The 20,460-nt window shown below is 55.2% G+C and carries 17 protein-coding genes; 9 read left to right on the forward strand and 8 right to left on the reverse strand.

What is annotated here, in order from left to right; translation table 11 throughout:
- The first annotated feature begins 3 nt into the window (after nt 1-3).
- The 3 genes from BN1012_RS05590 (at nt 4) to BN1012_RS05600 (ending at nt 1,318) form a co-directional block, all read left to right on the forward strand.
- Entirely contained in the window at nt 4-390 is a 387-nt protein-coding gene (locus BN1012_RS05590; protein WP_171815919.1) for an SUF system Fe-S cluster assembly protein, read from the forward strand.
- A gap of 73 nt (nt 391-463) precedes the next feature.
- Entirely contained in the window at nt 464-841 is a 378-nt protein-coding gene (locus BN1012_RS05595) for a HesB/IscA family protein (RefSeq protein WP_043948861.1), read from the forward strand.
- Between the two features lie 27 nt (nt 842-868).
- Nucleotides 869-1,318, forward strand: coding sequence for a TfoX/Sxy family protein (locus tag BN1012_RS05600; RefSeq protein WP_043948862.1), 450 nt, complete (start codon nt 869-871; stop codon nt 1,316-1,318).
- 34 nt (nt 1,319-1,352) lie between these two features.
- Here BN1012_RS05600 and BN1012_RS17485 read toward each other — a convergent pair whose 3' ends face one another.
- The 3 genes from BN1012_RS17485 to BN1012_RS05615 form a co-directional block, all read right to left on the reverse strand.
- Nucleotides 1,353-2,165 carry an enoyl-CoA hydratase/isomerase gene (locus BN1012_RS17485; protein WP_043948863.1) on the reverse strand — a complete coding sequence of 271 codons (813 nt, stop codon included), beginning with the start codon at nt 2,163-2,165 and terminating at the stop codon, nt 1,353-1,355.
- Between the two features lie 36 nt (nt 2,166-2,201).
- The gene (locus BN1012_RS17490; protein WP_043948864.1) at nt 2,202-2,996 is read right to left on the reverse strand and encodes an enoyl-CoA hydratase-related protein; all 795 of its coding nucleotides are present in this window, start codon (nt 2,994-2,996) and stop codon (nt 2,202-2,204) included.
- A 175-nt stretch (nt 2,997-3,171) separates the two neighbouring features.
- Nucleotides 3,172-4,224 carry a GGDEF domain-containing protein gene (locus BN1012_RS05615; RefSeq protein ID WP_145973427.1) on the reverse strand — a complete coding sequence of 351 codons (1,053 nt, stop codon included), beginning with the start codon at nt 4,222-4,224 and terminating at the stop codon, nt 3,172-3,174.
- Between the two features lie 428 nt (nt 4,225-4,652).
- On the opposite strand from BN1012_RS05615, the gene BN1012_RS05620 reads away from it, so the two are divergent.
- From BN1012_RS05620 to BN1012_RS05630, 3 genes are all read left to right on the forward strand, one after another.
- On the forward strand, nt 4,653-6,116 hold the full coding sequence (locus BN1012_RS05620) for a coniferyl aldehyde dehydrogenase (RefSeq protein ID WP_081826490.1): 1,464 nt from the start codon (nt 4,653-4,655) through the stop codon (nt 6,114-6,116).
- A 70-nt stretch (nt 6,117-6,186) separates the two neighbouring features.
- Nucleotides 6,187-6,696 carry a GNAT family N-acetyltransferase gene (locus tag BN1012_RS05625; protein ID WP_043948866.1) on the forward strand — a complete coding sequence of 170 codons (510 nt, stop codon included), beginning with the start codon at nt 6,187-6,189 and terminating at the stop codon, nt 6,694-6,696.
- Between the two features lie 49 nt (nt 6,697-6,745).
- A complete protein-coding gene (locus BN1012_RS05630; protein ID WP_043948867.1) occupies nt 6,746-7,255 on the forward strand; it encodes a GNAT family N-acetyltransferase in 510 nt (169 codons plus the stop codon).
- A gap of 59 nt (nt 7,256-7,314) precedes the next feature.
- On the opposite strand, the gene BN1012_RS05635 is transcribed toward BN1012_RS05630, so the two are convergent.
- The 3 genes from BN1012_RS05635 to parE all read right to left on the reverse strand — a co-directional run bounded on the left by BN1012_RS05635 (nt 7,315) and on the right by parE (nt 13,116).
- Nucleotides 7,315-8,688 (reverse strand): DUF1329 domain-containing protein, encoded by a 1,374-nt coding sequence (locus BN1012_RS05635; protein WP_043948868.1) that lies wholly within the window; start codon nt 8,686-8,688, stop codon nt 7,315-7,317.
- A 207-nt stretch (nt 8,689-8,895) separates the two neighbouring features.
- On the reverse strand, nt 8,896-10,635 hold the full coding sequence (locus BN1012_RS05640) for a DEAD/DEAH box helicase (RefSeq protein WP_081826239.1): 1,740 nt from the start codon (nt 10,633-10,635) through the stop codon (nt 8,896-8,898).
- Nucleotides 10,636-11,070: 435 nt separating this feature from the next.
- Nucleotides 11,071-13,116 (reverse strand): DNA topoisomerase IV subunit B, encoded by a 2,046-nt coding sequence (parE, locus tag BN1012_RS05645; protein ID WP_043948869.1) that lies wholly within the window; start codon nt 13,114-13,116, stop codon nt 11,071-11,073.
- Nucleotides 13,117-13,338: 222 nt separating this feature from the next.
- On the opposite strand from parE, the gene BN1012_RS05650 reads away from it, so the two are divergent.
- Entirely contained in the window at nt 13,339-14,652 is a 1,314-nt protein-coding gene (locus BN1012_RS05650; protein ID WP_043948870.1) for an NADH:flavin oxidoreductase/NADH oxidase family protein, read from the forward strand.
- A gap of 763 nt (nt 14,653-15,415) precedes the next feature.
- Here BN1012_RS05650 and glnA read toward each other — a convergent pair.
- Both glnA and BN1012_RS05660 read right to left on the reverse strand, forming a co-directional pair.
- Nucleotides 15,416-16,822: a type I glutamate--ammonia ligase gene (gene glnA, locus BN1012_RS05655; protein WP_043948871.1), complete on the reverse strand. Its 1,407-nt coding sequence runs from the start codon at nt 16,820-16,822 to the stop codon at nt 15,416-15,418.
- A gap of 119 nt (nt 16,823-16,941) precedes the next feature.
- Nucleotides 16,942-17,280 carry a P-II family nitrogen regulator gene (locus BN1012_RS05660; RefSeq protein WP_043948872.1) on the reverse strand — a complete coding sequence of 113 codons (339 nt, stop codon included), beginning with the start codon at nt 17,278-17,280 and terminating at the stop codon, nt 16,942-16,944.
- Nucleotides 17,281-17,673: 393 nt separating this feature from the next.
- Here BN1012_RS05660 and BN1012_RS05665 point away from each other — a divergent pair, with 393 nt between their 5' ends.
- Nucleotides 17,674-18,840 carry an aminotransferase gene (locus BN1012_RS05665; RefSeq protein WP_043948873.1) on the forward strand — a complete coding sequence of 389 codons (1,167 nt, stop codon included), beginning with the start codon at nt 17,674-17,676 and terminating at the stop codon, nt 18,838-18,840.
- A gap of 46 nt (nt 18,841-18,886) precedes the next feature.
- Nucleotides 18,887-20,446 carry an acetyl-CoA acetyltransferase gene (locus BN1012_RS05670; RefSeq protein WP_043948874.1) on the forward strand — a complete coding sequence of 520 codons (1,560 nt, stop codon included), beginning with the start codon at nt 18,887-18,889 and terminating at the stop codon, nt 20,444-20,446.
- The last annotated feature ends 14 nt before the right edge of the window (nt 20,447-20,460 follow it).

The raw sequence follows: 20,460 nt of genomic DNA on the forward strand, positions 1-20,460 counted from the left end.
CTCATGACTGAAACACAGACAGAAGCCGTGGAACCTGCCAGCAATGAGGCGCGGGTCAATGGCTCAGCCATCCCTCAGGGTGAGCTGGACATGCTGACCGACGACCTGATCGGCGCAATCAAGACCGTCTATGATCCCGAGATCCCGGTAGACATCTATGAGCTTGGCCTGATTTACAAAATTGATGTCTCAGATGACCGGGATATTGAGGTGGACATGACACTTACGGCACCAGGCTGCCCCGTCGCAGGTGAAATGCCCCAATGGGTGAGTGACGCAATCAGTTCCGTCGATGGCGTGGGCGATGTGAAAGTGAACCTTGTTTTTGACCCTCCTTGGACGCCAGAACGGATGTCAGATGAGGCAAGAGTTGCGCTCAACATGTTTTGACCTTGGCGGAGGGCGCCTTGAAGTGACGCCCCTCGATAAGCACATGTTAGGGTGTACCGAAGAGAGTAGAGAGATGGCAGGACAAGTAATAACGCTGACAGATACAGCCGCGGAACGGATCAAGGCAATTATCGACCGATCCGATGAGCCGATTGTGGGCGTGCGTCTTGGTCTTGAGAATGCGGGCTGTGCGGGTATGGCCTACAAACTGGATTACGCCACAGAAACAGCGCCATTGGACGAAGTGGTGGAGGACAAGGGCGTCAAGATTTTGATTGATGCCAAGTCCATCCTGTTCCTGTTAGGCATGGAAATGGACTACGAAGAGACCAAGCTTCGGTCGGGCTTTGTGTTCAACAATCCCAATCAGACGGACGCTTGCGGTTGCGGTGAAAGCGTAACGCTCACTCCGGCTAAAGCGCCTGTTGCCGAAGAACGGCCCTCGACCTAGGGCGCGCTTTGCGGCAGTTTAGCCGCCATGGCCGTATCGAACGAATACACCCAATTTCTCATTGAGATGCTGGTTCCACTGGGGCCGGTGAAGTCGCGCCGGATGTTTGGTGGATCCGGGCTCTTTGCGGACGGGTTGATGTTCGGGCTGATCGCAAATGAGATTTTATATCTGAAGGTTGATGAACAGAACCAACCAGCCTTCGAAGCAGAAGGGATGGACCCCTTCACCTATGAGACGAAGGCAGGCAAACGCGGTGTAATGTCTTACTGGCAGGCACCGGAACGGTTGTTCGATGAGCCGGATGAGTTTGTTGCGTGGGCGCGTGATGCGGTTAGCGTGGCCTTGCGTGCAGATGCAGCCAAGCCACCATCCCAGCGCAAAGGGCCCGGCGCGCCGCCCAAACAAAAGAAACCGCGGACCAAGCGCTCTGCGGTGAAAAAAAGGGCCTCAAAGAAAAAGGCGGCAGGGTCATAAGACCCGCCGCCTTTTGCTCGTGTGCTGCAAAAATCTAGTTGCCCTTGAATTCGGCAGGACGCTTCTCCAGAAAAGCCTTCACGCCTTCCTTGAAGTCGTCGGTGCGGCCCGCCTCACGTTGCAGCCAGCGTTCCTTGTCGAGCTGCTCTTCGTACGTATTGTCGAAGCTATCGGCATAAGCTTCGCGGATAAGACCAAGCGTGCGTGTTGGTCCGGATGCTAAGTCCTTCGCCATCTTCATTGCTTCACCAATCAGCGCATCGTCTTCATACACCCGGTTAATGAGACCCCAGCTAAGAGCTGTATCGGCTGGAAGCTTTTCGCCGAGGAGAGAAAGTTCCTTGGCGCGCGCAACGCCAATGAGACGCGGCAGCAGGTAGGTGGAGCCGCCATCTGGTACCAGTCCAATGCGACGGAAGGCCTGCAGGAAATACGAAGACTTTGCGGCAAGAACCATGTCCCCCATCAGCGCAAAACTCATGCCGACCCCGGCAGCAGGACCATTCACCGCGGTGACAAAGGGCATTTTCAGTTTGCGAATTTTGCGCAGAATTGGGTGATACTTTTGCTCCAGCGCCTGGCCGGCATCTGGCTGAGCATTGGAGCGTTGCTCGCCGGGCCGTTCACCCGGGCGGCCACCAGCCAAATTGGCACCGGCGCAAAAACCGCGGCCTTCGCCGGTCATGACGACGCAACGCACGCCATTATCCGGTGTGTCAATCCATTCCAGCGCGTCCGCAAGGCCTTCAAGCATGTCGGGTGACACGGCATTGAGGGCCTTTGGATCATTCAGGGTAAGGATGGCAACGTCGCCATCCATATCAACTTTGACTTTATTGAATTCCATGAAGTCTCTCCCGGTTGTCGAGTTTTGTTGGCGCTGTTAGCGCGAGAAATTCGGAGCGCGTTTCTCCATGAATGCCGAGACGCCCTCAGTGAAATTTGGGTGGTTGCCGCGCTTGCGCTGGGTTTCTTTTTCAAGGTCGAGCTGGGCGTTGAGATCGTTGTCAAACGTCACATCAAGTACCTGCTTGATATCACCAAAGGCTTCCGTAGGACCTGCCGCCAACTTCTCAGCATAGGCCATCGCTTCAGCCATCAGTTTGTCGTCATCAACACAAGCCCAGATAAGGCCCCAGTCTGCCGCTTGTTCCGCTGAAAGTTTGTCACCGCTCATGGCAAGTGCTCTGGTGCGAGCCTGGCCGATCAGGCGTGGCATAAAGTATGTCACGCCGCAGTCGGGAACGAGAGCGAGCTTGGGGCCAAACACCTGCACAAAGCTCGCAGAACGAGCAGCGAATACAACATCGCCGGCCAGCGCGAGGCCAACTCCGCCGCCGGCTGTCATACCATTTACGGCACAGACAACGGGCTTTGGCAGTTCCGCGAGTTCGCGGATCATCGGGTTGAAGCCGATTTCCATACTATGGGCCACACCGTCACCGATTGTTGCTGAGGCGGGAGGCGTGAAGCCCGCTGTCAGATCTGCACCTGCACAAAACCCGCGACCCGCACCAGTAATCACCAATGCGCCAATGTCTGCATCATCGCGTGTCTGTCGGATGGCAGTGCGCACCTCGTCCAGCAGTTGAGGGTTCATGCTGTTGAGCACGTCAGGGCGATTCAGCGTAACAACCGCTACGCCGGTATCGTGCTTTTCGAAGGTAATCATGTCCATTGCAGGCCGCCTCGCAGTATTGATTTGCGAGCGACAATACCGGCCCTGCGGTCACCGTCAAACGGCAGAATACGCCAATGCCAATAGACACAACGGCAAGATGCATCACGCCGTTTGTGCGGGGCAGTGTTACGTAGGGGTTGGCTTGCTTTTCTGAAGGATGTGGGCCGGATGCCTAGCTGGCAATCGCTTCTAGGTCAGCGTCGACTTCCCACTTCACCTGGTTGCGACCTGCATGTTTGGCAGAATAAAGACATGCATCAGCCCGCTTGATAAGGTCGGAAATGCTCTCTCCGGGTGCGAACAGGGCTGCACCAAATGACATTGTTACAGCACCCAGGTTTTCACCCGTTGATTTCTTGACCAGTTCTTTGCTCTCAATGGTGCGCCGTACTTCATCAGCAAGCTTAACGCCGGCAGTCAGATCGACATCGGGCAAAATGAGGGCAAATTCCTCGCCGCCATAGCGCGCGGGCTTGAGAGGATCTTTGACGTGGTGGCGCATGCACTGCGCAACCAGCTTGAGCACCTGGTCTCCGGTTTGATGACCATAGGTGTCGTTGAACTTCTTGAAGTGATCAATGTCACCGAGGACAAGCGTGAAGGGCGTACCTGCTTCTGCGGCTTTTTCCATGGAAGCAGCAACGCTGTCATCGAAATTGCGACGATTGGGCAGGCCAGTCAGCTGGTCGGTCAGGGCCTCGGTGCGGATTTCTTCCATGTTCGTGCGCAGTTGTGTGACTTCCGCCTTGCTCTCGTGCAGACGTTCTTCCAGCTGCTTGCTGCGCGTTTCCATCGTGCGGGTCGCCGTGACAAGCGTTTCCATCAGCACGCGAACTTCGGCGGGAGACCGCTCTGTGTCGAGCGCTGCGCTCACATCATTCAGCGAGTCGCCATATGCACCAGTGTCCTTTGTGGCGGATTCCAACATTGCCATCACACCAGACAACTCGTCTTCCAACTTGCCGCCCATCTCCAGAATGGCGGTGTCATTGTTTGCTGGCGTCATATGCTTGGTGCGAATTTTCTCCAGGTGCTCAGCATCAAGGCTGTCACCTGCGTCATCTATTTTTTCAATCTCTCGATTGAGACTCGGGTTTGCACCGGTGGCGTGGGTGTACCAGAGCTCGTAGTTTTCCGGCGTGGGTTCAATCGCGCGCGAATCCATCTCAGAAATGGCCTTTTCAGCCAGAGCTCTTGGATCAATCATGGTGCTCGCGTCGGTCACGTGGAAACCCCCGAAAAAAACTCAGTGCCGCGCGATGTTGCGCGGCTAAATCTTCAAACCCGGTGCGGTGCGAGCTTCTGTGCCAAATGCCAGCTCGCCCACGCACCCTTGAATGAGCGCATTCTCCAGCAAGACCGCTTAAAGCCGCGTTAAATGCTCACCCATCCAAAAATCACGCAATGGGTGAAAAAGGTTGCGGATATACGCGAAAACGGCTGGTTCTCGCCAGTTGCTGTTTGTCGCGCTATAGTCCGCCACATGAAGCTGACATGTGCTTGTGGCGAAAGGGTTTTTCGCGAGATGCATAGGTTGGCCCACCCTGTGATCCTGCCAAACATCAAAGTATGAAAGTTGGCAGTCTCGATCGGACGCATAAATCATCGGAGCCCCAGGTTGACGGTGCTCTGAACCAAGGTGAGGAAACACTTATGAGCGTTATGGAATCAACGCCGGAAACTTCAAGCCCGGACGCTGTTTCAGACGGCATTCGCGCCATTCTGGATCGCCAGAAAAAGGCCCACATTGATGAGGGGCCCGCGAGCGTAAAGCGCCGCAAAGACTGGATCGACCGCTCCATCGCTCTGTTGGTGGACAACAAGGACGAAATCGTAGATGCGCTGACGTCAGATTTCGGAAACCGCGCGCCAGTTGCATCATTGATGACGGACGTCATGGGCTCTGTCGGCCCCCTCGACCACGCCAAGAAGCACATGGAAAAGTGGATGCGCCCCGAGAAGCGCAAGCTGCAGTTTCCTCTCGGCCTGCTCGGTGCAAAGGCTCACGTGGAGTATCAGGCTCTTGGCACCATCGGCATCATCAGCCCCTGGAATTTCCCGTTCAATCTGACGTTCGCACCGCTTGCCGGAGTGTTTGCGGCAGGCAATCGGGCAATGATCAAGCCATCAGAGTTTACGCCTGCGTGTTCTGAACTAATGGCCAAGATGTTCCGCGAAGCCTACGACGAGACTGAAGTTGCCGTGATTACCGGCGGCCCTGCTGTGGGCGAAGCATTCTCCAAACAGCCATTCGATCATCTGCTGTTCACCGGTGCGGGCTCGATTGCCAAGCACGTAATGCGTGCCGCATCAGAAAATCTGGTTCCCGTGACTCTGGAACTCGGTGGCAAGTCACCCGTCATTGTGTCCCGTGACAGTGATATGGAAGACGTGGCCGCGCGTGTGATGACGGGCAAGACTCTCAACGCTGGTCAGATCTGCCTGGCCCCTGACTATGTGATGGTGCCGGAAGAAAAGGCGGACGAGTTTGTGGCGGGCGCCCAGAAGGTTGTGACAAAGATGTTCCCAACCATGAAGGACAATCCTGATTACACGTCGATCATCAATGATCGCCACTATGATCGCATCACTGGCTATATCGAAGATGCAAAGGCCAAGGGTGGCGAGGTCATTGAGATAAACCCTGCCAATGAGGATTTTTCTCAGCAGCCTTACAACAAAATTCCGCCGACCATCATCAAGAACCCAACAGAAGACATGAAAGTTCTCCAGGATGAGATCTTTGGCCCGGTTCTGCCGATGAAGACCTACAAGGACGTGTCTGAAACTCTGGAGTACGTGAACTCCAAAGACCGGCCGCTTGGTCTTTACTACTTCGGTCAGGATTCCGAAGAAGAGCGCCGGGTTCTCGATAACACCACATCCGGTGGCGTGACCGTCAATGACGTGATCATGCACGTATCGATGGAAGATCTTCCCTTTGGTGGTGTCGGCCCGTCTGGTATGGGCTCCTACCACGGCGTTGATGGGTTCCGGACCTTCAGCCACGCCAAGGCTGTCTATCACCAGTCCAAGGCAAAAATGGTCGCTGAAATGTTCCGACCCCCCTACGACGACAAGAAGCGTAAACGCGTTCTGTCGATGATCAAAAAGTAGCGACTTCCGTATTTGCAAGATAAAAGGGCGGCCCGCTTTGGGTCGCCCTTTTTCTTTTGGAGAGGCAAAGATGGAAATAGAAACCGAACGTTTGCTGCTGCGGCAGTTTCGACAGGATGACATTGATGCCTATGCGGAAATGCTCAGTGACGAGGAGACCATGCGCTACATCGGAGGGACGGGCGACCGCATGGACGCCTGGACTCGCATGGCTGCTGCCTTGGGACATTGGCAGTTGCGCGGATACGGCCTGTTTGCCGTTGAGGAAAAAACCTCTGGACGATTCATCGGCCGGATAGGTGCCTACAACCCGGAGGGCTGGCCTGCCATCGAACTAGGCTGGGCCCTGGTGCCCACGGCTCAGGGCAACGGCTACGCGACAGAGGCCGCACGGTCTTGCGCACTATGGATGTTCAACGAGCTAAAACTGAGCGAAATCATCAGTATCATCCACCCAGACAATTCGCCCTCCATTCGTGTGGCTGAGCGCTTGGGAGAGGGTCTGAAAACAAGATGGCGTTACAAGGAGGTGGACACCCTCGTTTACGCCATGACGCTTGCGGACCTCAATCGGACCTAAATCAGATGTCGCTGGTGACCTAATGTATTTGTGAAAGCGGAAACACTCGATGCAACTCGAAACTGATCGCCTGCTGCTCAGGCAGTTCCGGGCAGATGATATTGATGCCTATGCCGAGATGGTCGCCGATGATGAAGCAATGCGCTTCGTCGGTGGTGTGGGAACCAAAGCGGATGCCTGGCGGCGCATGGCCAAGTGGGCAGGGCAGTGGGTGCTGCGCGGCTATGGTGAGTTCGCAGTCGAAGAAAAGGTCACCGGCCGCTTTGTGGGACTATGTGGCCCTTATTACCCAATCGATTGGCCACAGGCAGAACTCGGCTGGCAGATCGCGCGGCCAAGTTGGGGACAAGGCTATGCGCCCGAAGCAGCTCGTGCATGTGCCCGCTGGATGTTTGAAGATCTAGGGATGCCGCGCATCATCAGCATGATTGATCCGCAAAATGCCGCATCTATTCGAGTTGCTGAAAAGCTAGGTGAGAGGGTTGACGGAAAATTCGTTAGCAAAGGCAGCGGTCTACTGATCTATGCAATGTCGCGTGACGAGTTTGTTTCCACATAGGGCCTAACAAAAAAGAGCCCCGCAGCGGACTGCGGGGCTCCTGTTTCTGCGGGGGTAAGCTAACGCCCAATGGTGCGAATAGTCTGAGGCGTATAGCGGTCTTCGTTCAGCTCACTAGCATAGAAGTTGATCGGCTCTTCTTCATTGATCATGCCGACAAGCACGTAACGACCATTGGTGAAGTCATAGGCGCCACCCATGCTCGCCCCACACACCGGGACATCATAGAAAACGATTGGATACTGCTCCTGGACGCGCCAGAGCTCACCGCGCGCATCATAGAGCTCTGATGAAACGATGCCCCACGTATCCTCATCCTGATAGAAGACGCGGCGCGAGTAGACGTGCCGTGTGGAAGGTTTGAGATTAGCTTCAAGCTTCCAGACTCGGTGCTGTTCGTAGCGCACATGATCCGTATTGATGTGACGCGGACTGATGATCTCTTCGTACGTCAGATTGTTCGAGTAGAGGTCATAGTTGTTGTACGGAATGTAGGCTTCCTGCCGACCCTTGACGGTCCACGTGTAGCGATCAGGCGCACCATTGTATCCGCCGAATGAATCCGAGGTGGTGGCACCATCAGAGTTTGTACCCGGATTGTCATACGCAATATTCGGAGCGCGCCGCACGCGTCGCGTGCCCGGTGAATACTGCCACGCTTTACGAGGATCAGAGAGCCGGTTGAGGGTTTCGTGAACAAGGATCACATTCCCTGCAACGCGCGTTGGTTCCAGCGTATGCAGAATGTAGAGCGCAAAAATATTGTCGAGGTCGGATGCGGTTTTGAACTTTGGATCGTTCCAGCGGACGATGGCATCGTCCTGAGCCGAGTACTTCGTATAGGAACCCGATGCTGTCGGGATGACAGCGGCAAACTGGCGTTGAATCTTGTGGTTGGCAAAACCAAGGAAATGGTTCCACAGCACTTCATAGCCTGAGTTTGGAATTGGGAATGGCTTGCCCATGAATGCGTTGTCAACGCCATTGCCGGCGTCCGCGATGGTGCCAGTCAAAGCATTCTTACGATTGGCCTCATAGACAAACTCGGGCTGAGCGCAGCTACGATGCGACTTGTATACATTCATCTTGAATGTATCGCCGTACTTTTCCAGCAGGGCCTTTTGCGGTCCAGCGATCCGGTCCGCGTATTGGCTCATGTTATCCCGAGTGATTGTGAACAGTGGCTGCTCACCCGCATACGGGTTGATGTGATGTGTGCCCTTCTGGAATCCAGCGGGTGGAGTTTTGATCCCACCGGTCCAGGCTGGGATGCTTCCGTCGGCATTGCCAGCGCGCTCAGAGCCAAGCGGCGTGAGGTCCTGATCAAGCCGCTTTGCCATCTCGGCGGGGACAGCTGCAATAGCAGTTGTTGCTAGCGCGAGTGCCGGTAATGCAGCGACTGCCGCCAGTACACGCGATGAGAATAGAGCCATGGAACGCGTCTCCCTACGATGAGTTCATCTTTTAGAGGCCAACATTACTAAAATAGTAAGGCCAACTTACTATTTTAGTCCAGTGAACAATTGGTAAGACCGCTAACAAATGTCACTGAGAATGCCAATAGAATTTGAACAGCAAGATGCACTGGATGAGCACCGCAAATCCAGTGAATTCTTGTTTAGGAAGCCGTAAGGCCGACTTTAAGCAGCGTCGCTTTCGGGTGTGTCCGTATCGGCGCTGGTCGACGTCTCAGCCTGTTCGACCGCCTGTTCCGCTGCTGCTGCTTCAGCCGCTGCTTTTGCAGGTCGGACCGGACGAAGGATAAATGCGGGAACGTGATCACCCATACCGATGATACGTTCCTGGCGGCCACCACCATTGCCGCGACCATTCCCGCCGTCACTGTTGTTACGACGGCGACCACGTCCACGCGGTGAGGGCGTTTCTACATCAGGCTGTGTTTCTGCAACGGACTCAGGTGCTTCTGTGGTTTCGCCAGATGCCTCCTGGTCCGTTTCACCGGTCTCGGACGCATCGGCGTCCTTGCTGCGACGGTTGCGTCCGCGGCCTCTGCCCCCGCGGCGGCGACCACGACGGGGCGTGCGTGCAGCATCGTTTTCAGATGATTGCGTTTCCGCGTCGTCGGTTTTTGCTTCAACGACCTCGGCGGCTTCAGGAACGTCTGCTGCTTCTGAAGTATTGACGTCTGCGGATTCTGCGGCTTCCGGTGTCGGGTCAGACGCCGTGGTTGCTGTCTCCTGCGCAGCAGACACTTCAGCTTCAGTCGAAAGGGCCGGGTCCTCCGCGGGCGACTCGGCTGAGGCCTCTTCGCCTGTCCAGTGCTCGATTTTCTGTTCAATTAGCTTTTCAACAGCATCCAGATATTTCTTGTCCTCAGGCGTCACGAGCGTAAACGCAGCACCATCACGTCCTGCACGGCCTGTACGACCGATACGGTGGACGTAATCTTCAGGGTGCGTCGGTACATCATAGTTGAAGACGTGACTTACATCCGGGATGTCGAGGCCACGGGCGGCAACATCACTTGCAACCAATAGCTTCAACTCGCCGTCACGGAAGCGGCCAAGTGTCTTTGTACGGACGGACTGATCTAGGTCACCGTGAATTGGTGATGCATCCAGGCCAGCCTTTGTTAGGGCGCGCGCCACGACGTCCACGTCGCGCTTGCGGTTGCAGAAGATGATCGCGTTTTTGAGCTTCTCAGACGCGATCATGTCGATGAGCGTCTTGCGCTTGTCCCGCGACCCGCATGTAACAAGCCGCTGAGTAATGTTTGTGTTGGTCGTGGATGCCCGCGCCACCTCAATGCGGGCTGGCGCCTGCATGAAGGTATTGGCCAGATGTTCGATTTCCGGTGGCATAGTAGCGGAAAACAGCATTGTCTGCCGGGTGAACGGGATCAGCTTGCAGATGCGCTCAATGTCAGGGATGAAACCCATGTCGAGCATACGGTCGGCTTCATCGATCACCAGTGTCTGCACGCCTGTCAGCATCAGCTTGCCGCGCTCGATATGGTCGAGCAGGCGGCCAGGTGTCGCAATGAGAACATCAACACCACGGTCGATCTTCTTGTCCTGATCTCCAAAAGAGACGCCACCGATCAGCAGGGCCATGGAGAGTTTGTGATACTTGCCGTACTTCTCAAAATTCTCAGCAACCTGGGCAGCAAGTTCACGCGTCGGCTCAAGAATGAGGGAACGGGGCATGCGTGCCTTGGCACGGCCCTTCGATAGACGCTCGATCATGGGGAGCGTGAAGGAGGCAGTCTTGCCTGTGCCGGTCTGGGCGATGCCCAAAATGTCGCGGTCGGCGAGTGCCTTCGGGATTGCCTGCGCCTGAATGGGCGTGGGCTCTGTGTAGCCAGATTCGTTGATGGCTTTCAGCAGGTCGGCGTTGAGGCCGAATTCGTCAAATGTCATGTAGTCTCGTTTCAAAAGGGACGGGGCTGGTTCGCAAACGCGAAGCGGCTGGCGTCAATCAAGAGCCTGTTTTAATGAAGCTTGGGCGTATTCCCGGGAGCATCAACAGACGTTCAAAGAAAGCGCCGCGCTTGTCATTGCGGCGCGCGAAAAGTGGCCCGGACCGGTCCGGTATCCACAAACAGACGCTGTCGCACGCAAGATGAAATTTCTCACCAACCGTGTCCGGCGGTACCCCGTTGCACACCCCAGTTGTAGTTGGGCAACAACGAGACCGCACGGGTCAGGTGCGTCTATTTGCAGTGCAACATAAGAAAAAAGTCTGGAAAGTCAATGAACTCAACCACTAAGCGCTAGCGGAAAACTGCCATTCCAATGTGAAGCAGTCATCGTTTTCAGCAACTATGGCTGGGAAGTCACATGTTTGACTGCCAACTAAATGTCCAGATCCGTCGCAAACTCGGCATTGTCCTGGATAAACCGGAATCGCAATTCTGGTTTGGTGCCCATCAACTCGCCGACACGGGTCTGGGTAAGATCCTGATCATCGTCGGGGACCATAACCTGCAGCAAAGTGCGGTGGCCCGGGCGCATGGTGGTTTCCTTGAGCTGGGCCGGCAGCATTTCACCCAGCCCCTTGAACCTGCTGATTTCGACCTTCCGGTTCGAGTTGAACTCACTTTCCATCAGTTGGTCTTTATGGGTGTCATCGACCGCATACATGGTCTTGCCACCCTGAGCGATGCGATAGAGCGGGGGCACAGCTAGATACAAATGGCCATCTCGGATCAACTCGGGCATCTCCTGATAGAAAAATGTAATCAGGAGCGTCGCGATGTGCGCGCCGTCCACATCAGCATCAGTCATGATGATGATTTTCTCATAGCGAAGGTCATCGTCGCGATATCTGGATCGGGTTTGTACCCCAAGCGCCAGGATCAGATCAGAGATCTGCTGGTTTTGCGCCTGCTTGGCGCTCGTCGCACTGGCAACATTCAGGATCTTGCCCCGCAAAGGGAGCACAGCCTGCGTCTTGCGGTCGCGCGCCTGCTTGGCAGAGCCGCCAGCTGAATCCCCTTCGACGATGAAGAGTTCTGAACCTGCAGACGAAGAATTGCTGCAGTCAGCCAGTTTCCCTGGTAGCCGAAGTTTACGTGTGGCGGTTTTGCGGTTGATCTCTTTTTCTTGCCGCCGCCGAAGACGCTCATCGGCTCTGTCGATGACCCAGTCCAGCAAGCGTGACGCCTGCTGAGGTTTCGAGGCGAGCCATGTATCGAAATGGTCGCGGAGGGTCGTTTCAACCAGTCGCTGCGCGGAGGGAGAAGACAGCTTCTCTTTTGTTTGGCCAACGAACTCGGGTTCTCTGATGAAGACCGACAGCATGATGCAGGCTGTCCCCATCACATCGTCTGCAGTAATCGATGAGGCCTTCTTCTGGTTTGTAAGCTCGCCATACGCTTTAAGTGCTTTTGACAGCGCCGCGCGCAGGCCCGCCTCATGAGTGCCACCCTCGGTCGTCGGAATGGTGTTGCAGTATGAATTGCAAAATCCGTCATCATTGCCCAACCAAGCAATGGCCCACTCAACCGTGCCCGCGCTGCCCTTGGCTTTGAGCTTTCCAGAAAATGTTTCGCCAACAACGGTTTCCTTGCCTTCGATGGTCGTTGCCAGATAGTCGGCAAGGCCTCCCGGGAAATGCAGCGTGTCTTCAGCCGGTATCGTGGCATTGTCACCCAGGAGTTCGGGTGCACACTTCCATCGGATCTGCACGCCGCCAAAGAGGTACGCCTTGGACCGCGCCATGCGATAAAGCCGGGCCGGTTTGAAATGTGCACTGGCACCGAAGATCTCAGGGTCGGCATGAAATGAAATTGTCGTGCCGCGTTTGTTTGTGGTCTTTCCGACCTTCTTAAGTTTGGTGACCGGATGGCCGCGCTCAAATCGCTGATGATAAATCTCTTTGTCGCGCGCGACTTCAACATCCAGCCGATCAGACAGCGCATTCACGACAGACACGCCTACGCCATGCAGACCGCCAGATGTCTCATAGACCTTGTCAGAGAATTTGCCGCCCGCATGAAGTGTGGTGAGAATGACTTCAAGGGCTGACTTGTCTTTGAACTTTGGGTGTGGATCAACGGGAATGCCACGGCCGTTGTCTGAGACAGACAAAGAGCCATCGGCAAGCAACTCAACCTCTATGCGCGTGGCGTGGCCGGCCACGGCTTCGTCCATTGAGTTGTCCAGGACCTCGGCAAACAGGTGATGGAGTGCCCGCTCATCAGTGCCGCCGATATACATGCCCGGGCGCCGACGAACCGGTTCCAGTCCTTCTAGGACTTCGATGTCGCTGGCAGAGTATCCGCCTTTGCTCCGGGCGGCGGACTTTTTGGCCGATGTCTTACGGGCCGGTTTGGGGGTATCCCCCCCGAAAAGGTCGAGAGCACCTGTGTCGGTGGTTTTCTTAGTCGCGCGGGCCATGGGGCTCCAATGGTCTTGATCTCGGATCGGCAAAGCACTCACGAGCGCTATGCCGCGGTTGCGGGGTAGGGCAAGGCATGAGGTACTTGATTCGCCTAGAGTTTACCTCGCCTTCACGGCAAGGGTTTGTCCAATCCCAGCGACCACCGCTTTTTTTCTGGTAATGTCTGGCAAAATTGCCATTTGCGAACAGAACCACAAGTCCAATTTGGGGGAATTTTGATGTCCGGGACAAACATTTCGTCACCACTGACGCTGCCATGTGGCGCTGTGCTGAAAAACCGATTTGCCAAGGGTGCGATGACAGAAGGCCTGGCTGACGCGCGCAATCAGGCCACGGAACGGCATGCCCGGCTCTATGGTCGGTGGGCGGACGGAGGCAGCGGCATGCTGCTGACCGGCAACGTGCAGGTGGATGGCCGATATCTTGAGCGCCCTGGAAATGTTGTGATCGAAGGCCCTCAGTCCAATGAGCAGCTTTCTGCCTTGGCCGCTTTTGCAAAAGCGGGGACACGCAACAACACGCATCTGTGGATGCAGCTTTCTCATGCCGGTCGTCAAACGCCAGCAGCTGTAACCAGCGAACCGGTGGCGCCATCTGCCATTGAAGTGAAGATGCCAGGCGGCCAGTTCGGCAAACCACGGGCGCTGACAGTTGAGGAAATCAAAGACATCATTGAGCGTTTTGCTTTTGCGGCTGGTGTCGCCAAAGACACGGGCTTCACTGGCGTGCAGGTGCATGCAGCTCACGGCTATCTGATTTCAGAGTTTTTGAACCCACTGGTAAATCAGCGAATAGACGAGTGGGGTGGGTCTCTTGAAAACCGCGCGCGCCTCTTGATGGAAACTGTCAAGGCGGTGCGTGACAAGGTGGGTGCTGAGTTTCCGATTTCCGTGAAACTCAATTCGTCTGATTTCCAGAAGGGCGGCTTCAGTCATTCAGACTCCATCAAAGTCGCAAGCTGGCTGGATGAAGCAGGGCTCGATCTGCTGGAAGTCTCCGGCGGCAATTACGAACAGCCAGTCATGATGGATACGGAGGGCTTTGAACCGGTCTATGAAGAAAAAGTCCGATCCTCAACGCGCAAGCGAGAGGCTTACTTTCTTGAATATGCCGCTGACATGGCGAAAGCAGTAAAGAACACACCGCTCATGGTCACCGGTGGGTTCAGAACCGTCGAAGGCATGAATGAAGCATTGGAATCCAATGATGCCGATGTCATCGGTATCGCGCGTCCGCTCTGCGTGGAGTCTGATCTCCCGCAGCAAATGATGGATGGCAAGGTGACTGAAGCAAAAAAATGGGAGAAGACCTTCCGCCTCGGGCCGACCCGGATACTTGGTCCAAACAGTCCGATCGATCTTTTCCGTGGTCTCAATGCCTGGGGCGCGCAAGGTTGGTACTGCCTCCAGCTTATTCGCATGGGGGACGGTCAGGATCCAGATACCGGTATGAGCACGTTCAAAGCACTCAGACGCTACATGGGAAATGAGCAAAAGGCAGCAAAAGCCATGAACGCTGCGCGAGCTGCGTAGACGGCCCATTCGGGTGCACAGGTCTTTTGATCCGTACTCAGATTAACATGATTGCAAAAAAGCGACGGCCCCGCCTTGGTGGATGCAGCGCATCTCGCGGGGCCGTCTTTCTTTGGGAGATATCTCCCGCCCGAACCTTAGGGCCGGGCTAAAATCAAGGTCGCGTTTCAAACCTCGCCCGGATCGAGGAAAGCCGGGAACTGCTGAACTCTCCTGTTGCCACGCGGGCAACTTTGGGGGCCAGAGGTAGGGACTGCGCGATGAAAAGCGCCTGTAAATCCACCTGGCTGCCGGACAGTCCGGTCAGTGCACATCATGTGGATGTGCCAATGTGTGAAACGTCGAACCTTCAAACGCTTGGTACAGATACTGATCTTGAGTAGGACCCCTTCTGGGTCTTGCAGTCAGTCTGGCCCGGCGTGCCAACCACAAATGAGCGCTGGCTTGTGCATGGGTTAAGCGAAAATCGCGTGAGCGCGCGTGGTATCGCGCCATTCCAGAGTGTCTGCGGAAGAACCGGCTGGTCCTACAAAGGTGCCCAATACGTGGGTGGCGTCATCGTTCAAACCTCCCTTGTTGTTGTGCTCAAAGTCTGAATCTCTTTGCAGTGCAGCATCAAGGGATATCGAGTCAGCCTTGCTGACCGTTCGGCAAAAACATGAGTCTTTCTGCCATTGTCCGTACACAAATAAATTTACGAAAAATTAAGGCCGGAGCTTTCGCTCCGGCCTTAAGGCAACAATATTGATTCTAAGAGTGAATCTTAGACCGAGTAGTACATGTCGTACTCAATTGGGTGCGGAGTCATTTCGTAGTTCATGACTTCTTCCCACTTGAGTTCCATGTAGCCATCGATCTGGTCATCAGTGAACACGCCACCCTTCTTGAGGAAGTCGCGGTCTGCATCAAGAGCATCAAGAGCTTCGCGCAGCGAGCCGGCAACCGTTGGCACTTCTGCCAGTTCTTCAGGCGGCAGTGAGTAAAGGTCCTTATCCATTGGCTCACCTGGATGGATCTTGTTCTCGATGCCATCAAGACCCGCCATCAGCATTGCGGTGAATGCGAGATATGGGTTTGCGGTTGGATCCGGGAACCGGATCTCAATGCGCTTCGCCTTGGGGCCGGATCCGTGCGGAATACGGCAAGAGGCAGAACGGTTGCGAGCAGAATAAGCCAACAACACCGGTGCTTCATAGCCGGGGACCAGACGCTTGTAGGAGTTGGTCGACGGGTTGGTGAAGGCGTTGATAGCTTTGGCGTGCTTCAGAATGCCACCGATGTAGTGCAGGCACATCTCTGAAAGATCGGCATAGGCAGAGCCGGCGAACAGAGGCTGACCATCTTTCCAGATTGATTGGTGGCAGTGCATGCCAGTGCCGTTGTCACCGAACACAGGCTTCGGCATGAACGTGGCTGACTTGCCATAGGCATGTGCCACGTTGTGTACAACGTACTTGTAGATCTGCAGCTTGTCGGCGACGCGAACCAGCGTGTCGAATTTCATGCCAAGCTCGTGCTGAGCAGCAGCCACTTCGTGGTGATGCTTTTCAGTATCGACGCCCATTTCCTTCATGACCGTCAGCATTTCAGAGCGCAGGTCCTGCGCGCTGTCGATCGGGTTCACAGGGAAGTAGCCGCCCTTCGTACGCGGACGGTGACCAAGGTTGCCGATTTCATATTCAGTGCCGGTGTTGGTTGGCAGTTCAACCGAGTCAACGCGGAACCCAGTGTTGTATGGATCAGAGGAGAACTGAACGTCATCAAAAACGAAGAATTCAGCTTCCGGACCAAAATAGGCCGTGTCGCCCACACCAGACTGCTGCAGATAGGCGAGTGCCTTCTTGGCGGTGGTGCGTGGGTCACGTTCGTAGGCCTGGCCTGACGTATCCACGATGTCGCACATGATTGCGAGTGTGGTTTGTGCGTAAAACGGATCAATGACGGCAGTATCCGGATCCGGCATCAAGACCATGTCGGAGTCATTGATAGCTTTCCAGCCGGCGATTGAAGAGCCGTCGAACATGGTGCCGTCGGCGAAGAGATCTTCGTCCACGAGGTCCGGGTCGAAGGTAACGTGCTGCATCTTGCCACGCGGATCGGTGAAGCGAAGATCGACATACTTGATGTCTTTCTCCTTGATCATCGCCAAGATTGAAGCTGCATCGGACATAGGCGTCATTCCTTTCCTTGTGGTCTTAACGCTTTGGACCCTTGAGTTGCGGGTCCGTGTTGCCTGGTCATTTTGCTGCCGGATATTTGCTTCCGGCCGCGATTTAAAATTCTGCCGCCTTATACCGCGGCTTCGCCGGTTTCACCCGTACGGATACGGACGACTTCTTCGACGTTGGTAATGAAAATCTTGCCATCGCCGATGCGCCCCGTCCGGGCTGCGTTCTGGATGGCTTCAAGGGCGGGTTCTACCTGCTCCTCACTGAGCACGATCTCGATTTTTACCTTGGGCAGAAAGTCCACCACATACTCCGCGCCGCGATAAAGCTCCGTGTGGCCTTTCTGGCGGCCAAAGCCCTTGGCCTCAGTCACGGTAATGCCCTGGAGTCCTACATCGTTGAGAGCCTCTTTCACTTCGTCGAGCTTGAAAGGCTTTATGATTGCCTCGATCTTTTTCATGCCTTTTGCCCGTGCTGTGCACGAGGCCTCCCATACTGTTGACCCGACCGGCGGCTGATACTGTGGGGATAGCGCCGAGCCGGATACATGTCGTCACTGAATACGTGGGCCACATAGCACGCCTCATGCCAGAGAGGCTGGCGTTCAAAAGCCCAATGGAATCAAAGATTTCGTTAATCTCTGTGGCCGACAAACCTGACGGCGAACCTGTTATTGCACAAAAATAGATCACCAAGCCTAAAATATGTGCATTTGGGCCGCCTGTTTCTTCATCACATACATCCAGATCCTATGGTCGCGTCCACATCTTGTGTGATGCTTGCCAAGCTTCCGCGGTTGCTGGCATGTGAAGGACGAACCGAATTTGCTTCTGTCTGAGAGTGCTCGATACAGATGAAGGCCCCCAATCCAGTATACGGATCCCAAGGGACAACGATCTTTGCCGTAATGTCCGGACTCGCCGCTGAGGCTGGCGCCATCAATCTTGGCCAGGGATTTCCAGATGACGAAGGCCCTGACGATATCCGGGCCGCCGCAGCGCAGGCCATTGTAAACGGCCCAAATCAGTATCCGCCGATGATGGGTGTCCCAGAACTGCGGCAGGCGGTAGCCACTCATGCAGATCGCTTTTATGGGATGGGCCTTGACTGGCAAAGCCAGGTGCTCATCACTTCTGGCGCGACGGAAGCGTTGGCGGCAAGTCTTGGTGCCTTGCTGAAGCCAGGCGATGAAGCAATCCTCATAGAGCCGTTCTTCGATACCTACCTGCCTGTGATCGAAGCTGCCGGAGCAACTGCACAGTGCGTAGCACTTCATCCGCCGAACTGGACGCTGGAGCTCGATGAGCTGGAAGCCGCATTCTCAGACAAAACCAAATTGATACTGTTGAACACGCCACATAATCCGTTGGGACGGGTGTTCAGCCACAGTGATCTGGTGGCCATCGCGGATGCGTGCATTCGGCATGATGTCGTCGCCGTGTGCGACGAGGTTTATGAGCACATGGTGTTCGATGGGATGCAGCACACGCCGCTCATAACGCTCCCCGGCATGTCCGATCGGACGGTTCGGATACAATCTGCTGGCAAGATATTTTCTCTTACCGGCTGGAAAGTTGGATTTATTTCAGGCTCGGCGGACCTGGTAAGTTTGATTTCAAAAGCGCATCAGAATCTTGTTTTTACAACGCCACCCGGGCTGCAGATTGGAGTAGCTTACGGGCTTGGAAAAGATGACGCGTTTTTCACAGAACAGTCGGGTGACCTTGCGTCAAAGCGCGACATTCTGCGTGCAGGACTGGAGGCAATCGGCTTTGACATCAGCCCCTGCCAGGGCACGTACTTTTTGACCGCCGATATCCGGCCTCTTGCGGGCGATGAACAGGATATCGACTTTTGCAAACGCATTACAACTGAAGCAAAGGTTGCAGCGGTGCCCATCAGCGCGTTTTATGCGCCCAACTCAAATCACAAGTCACACCATTTCATTCGTTTTTGTTTTTGCAAGCAGCCTGCGGTGCTCGAAGAAGCATGCAATCGCCTCTCGCACTATCTGCGCTGACTTGGACTGATATTCGCTAAACACAAAAGTCTGTTCAGGAGAAACCATGCCCGAAGCAAACACACCCATTCTTGTTGGCGGTGGTCAGATCACCCAGCGCGGAGTCGCAGTTGCAGACGCGTTGTCGCCGATGGCCCTCATGGCCGAAGCCGCAAAACGCGCTCTGGCGGATGCAAAGGGCGGCGATGCATTGGCGCAGCAACTTGATACGGTGGCCGTCGTGCGTTTCACAGCGGATAGTCCGGAAGCCGGGCGGCTCTCCTTTGGTCAATACACCAATGCGCCTCGCACGCTTGCAAACGCGGTGGGCGCTCGACCCGACCGTGAGCTCTACACGGCAACAGGTGGCAACACGCCCCAGTGGCTTGTGAACAGAACGGCTGAAGAAATTGCCAATGGTGAAGCAGACTGCGTTCTACTCGCGGGTTCAGAAGGGCTGCACTCGATCCTTTCTGCGCTCAATCAGGGACAGGAGCTTGATTGGGGTGATGAGCCCGGTGGTGAGCCGACCCATATTGGTGTTGAAAAACCCGGCGTGAACGAGATGGAACGGCGTCACGCCATGTTCTTCCCGGTCAACACCTACCCGATGTTTGAAAATGCGATCCGAGGTCAGCTTGGACGCACGGTGAAAGATCATCAGCTGGAACTTGGAAAGCTGTTTTCAAAGTTCACAAAAGTTGCATCCGAAAATCCACACGCATGGTTCCCGACATTTCGTTCACCAGAAGAGATTGCGACCGAGACGGAAACCAACCGCTATGTCGGTTTTCCGTATACGAAATATATGAACTCGATCATCCGCGTCGATCAGGCAGCCGCCGTCGTCATGATGAGCGTGGAAAAAGCACGTGAGCTTGGTATTCCGGAAGATCGTTGGGTCTATCTGCACGGGTGTGCGGATGCCAACGACCTTTGGTATGTGACCGAGCGAGTAAATTATCACTCGTCACCAGCTATCCGCACCATGGGCCAGAAGGCCCTTGGCATGGCCGGAATGTCGATCGATGAGATGGACTATCTTGATCTCTACTCATGCTTCCCATCCGCGGTCCAGATTGGTGCGCAGGAGTTGGGCATAAGTCTCGATGACCCACGCGACTTCACGGTGACCGGCGGTCTTCCGTATTTTGGTGGTGCAGGGAACAACTACGTCATGCATTCCATTGCAACCATGCTCGACAAGGTACGCGCCAAACCCGGCTCAAAAGGCCTGTGCACGGCAAATGGTTGGTTTGTTACCAAGCACTCGATCGGCGTTTATTCGACAACGCCCAAGGAAGGGCAATGGGAGCGCGAAAATCCGGCCACTTATCAGGCTGAGCTTGATGCGATGGATCACCCGATTGTGGATGAAATGCCGGATGGTGATGCCAAGATCGAAACCTATACGGTTGTCCACGGCCGCGAGGGAGCACAGTTCGGGATGGTGCTTGGACGGATGAACGACACGGGCCACCGGTTTGTGGCTCACGTGCCCGCAGACAAGGCACTGCTTGAGACCATGAAGACAAAAGAGATGCTGGGCGCGTCCGGAAATGTAAAACCTGCACAGCCCGGTGCGGACGGAAAACTCGGGACCAACACCTTCACTCCGGCTGCATAGACATGGTCAAGCTC

Source organism: Candidatus Phaeomarinobacter ectocarpi, from assembly GCF_000689395.1.
Taxonomy (GTDB): domain Bacteria; phylum Pseudomonadota; class Alphaproteobacteria; order CGMCC-115125; family CGMCC-115125; genus Pyruvatibacter; species Pyruvatibacter ectocarpi.

Coding starts and splice junctions, on each gene's coding strand:
- BN1012_RS05590 (WP_171815919.1), top strand. CDS start 4: ATGACTGAAACACAGACAGAAGCCGTGGAACCTGCCAGCAATGAGGCG.
- BN1012_RS05595 (WP_043948861.1), top strand. CDS start 464: ATGGCAGGACAAGTAATAACGCTGACAGATACAGCCGCGGAACGGATC.
- BN1012_RS05600 (WP_043948862.1), top strand. CDS start 869: ATGGCCGTATCGAACGAATACACCCAATTTCTCATTGAGATGCTGGTT.
- BN1012_RS17485 (WP_043948863.1), bottom strand. CDS start 2,165: ATGGAATTCAATAAAGTCAAAGTTGATATGGATGGCGACGTTGCCATC.
- BN1012_RS17490 (WP_043948864.1), bottom strand. CDS start 2,996: ATGGACATGATTACCTTCGAAAAGCACGATACCGGCGTAGCGGTTGTT.
- BN1012_RS05620 (WP_081826490.1), top strand. CDS start 4,653: ATGAGCGTTATGGAATCAACGCCGGAAACTTCAAGCCCGGACGCTGTT.
- BN1012_RS05625 (WP_043948866.1), top strand. CDS start 6,187: ATGGAAATAGAAACCGAACGTTTGCTGCTGCGGCAGTTTCGACAGGAT.
- BN1012_RS05630 (WP_043948867.1), top strand. CDS start 6,746: ATGCAACTCGAAACTGATCGCCTGCTGCTCAGGCAGTTCCGGGCAGAT.
- BN1012_RS05635 (WP_043948868.1), bottom strand. CDS start 8,688: ATGGCTCTATTCTCATCGCGTGTACTGGCGGCAGTCGCTGCATTACCG.
- BN1012_RS05640 (WP_081826239.1), bottom strand. CDS start 10,635: ATGACATTTGACGAATTCGGCCTCAACGCCGACCTGCTGAAAGCCATC.
- parE (WP_043948869.1), bottom strand. CDS start 13,116: ATGGCCCGCGCGACTAAGAAAACCACCGACACAGGTGCTCTCGACCTT.
- BN1012_RS05650 (WP_043948870.1), top strand. CDS start 13,339: ATGTCCGGGACAAACATTTCGTCACCACTGACGCTGCCATGTGGCGCT.
- glnA (WP_043948871.1), bottom strand. CDS start 16,822: ATGTCCGATGCAGCTTCAATCTTGGCGATGATCAAGGAGAAAGACATC.
- BN1012_RS05660 (WP_043948872.1), bottom strand. CDS start 17,280: ATGAAAAAGATCGAGGCAATCATAAAGCCTTTCAAGCTCGACGAAGTG.
- BN1012_RS05665 (WP_043948873.1), top strand. CDS start 17,674: ATGAAGGCCCCCAATCCAGTATACGGATCCCAAGGGACAACGATCTTT.
- BN1012_RS05670 (WP_043948874.1), top strand. CDS start 18,887: ATGCCCGAAGCAAACACACCCATTCTTGTTGGCGGTGGTCAGATCACC.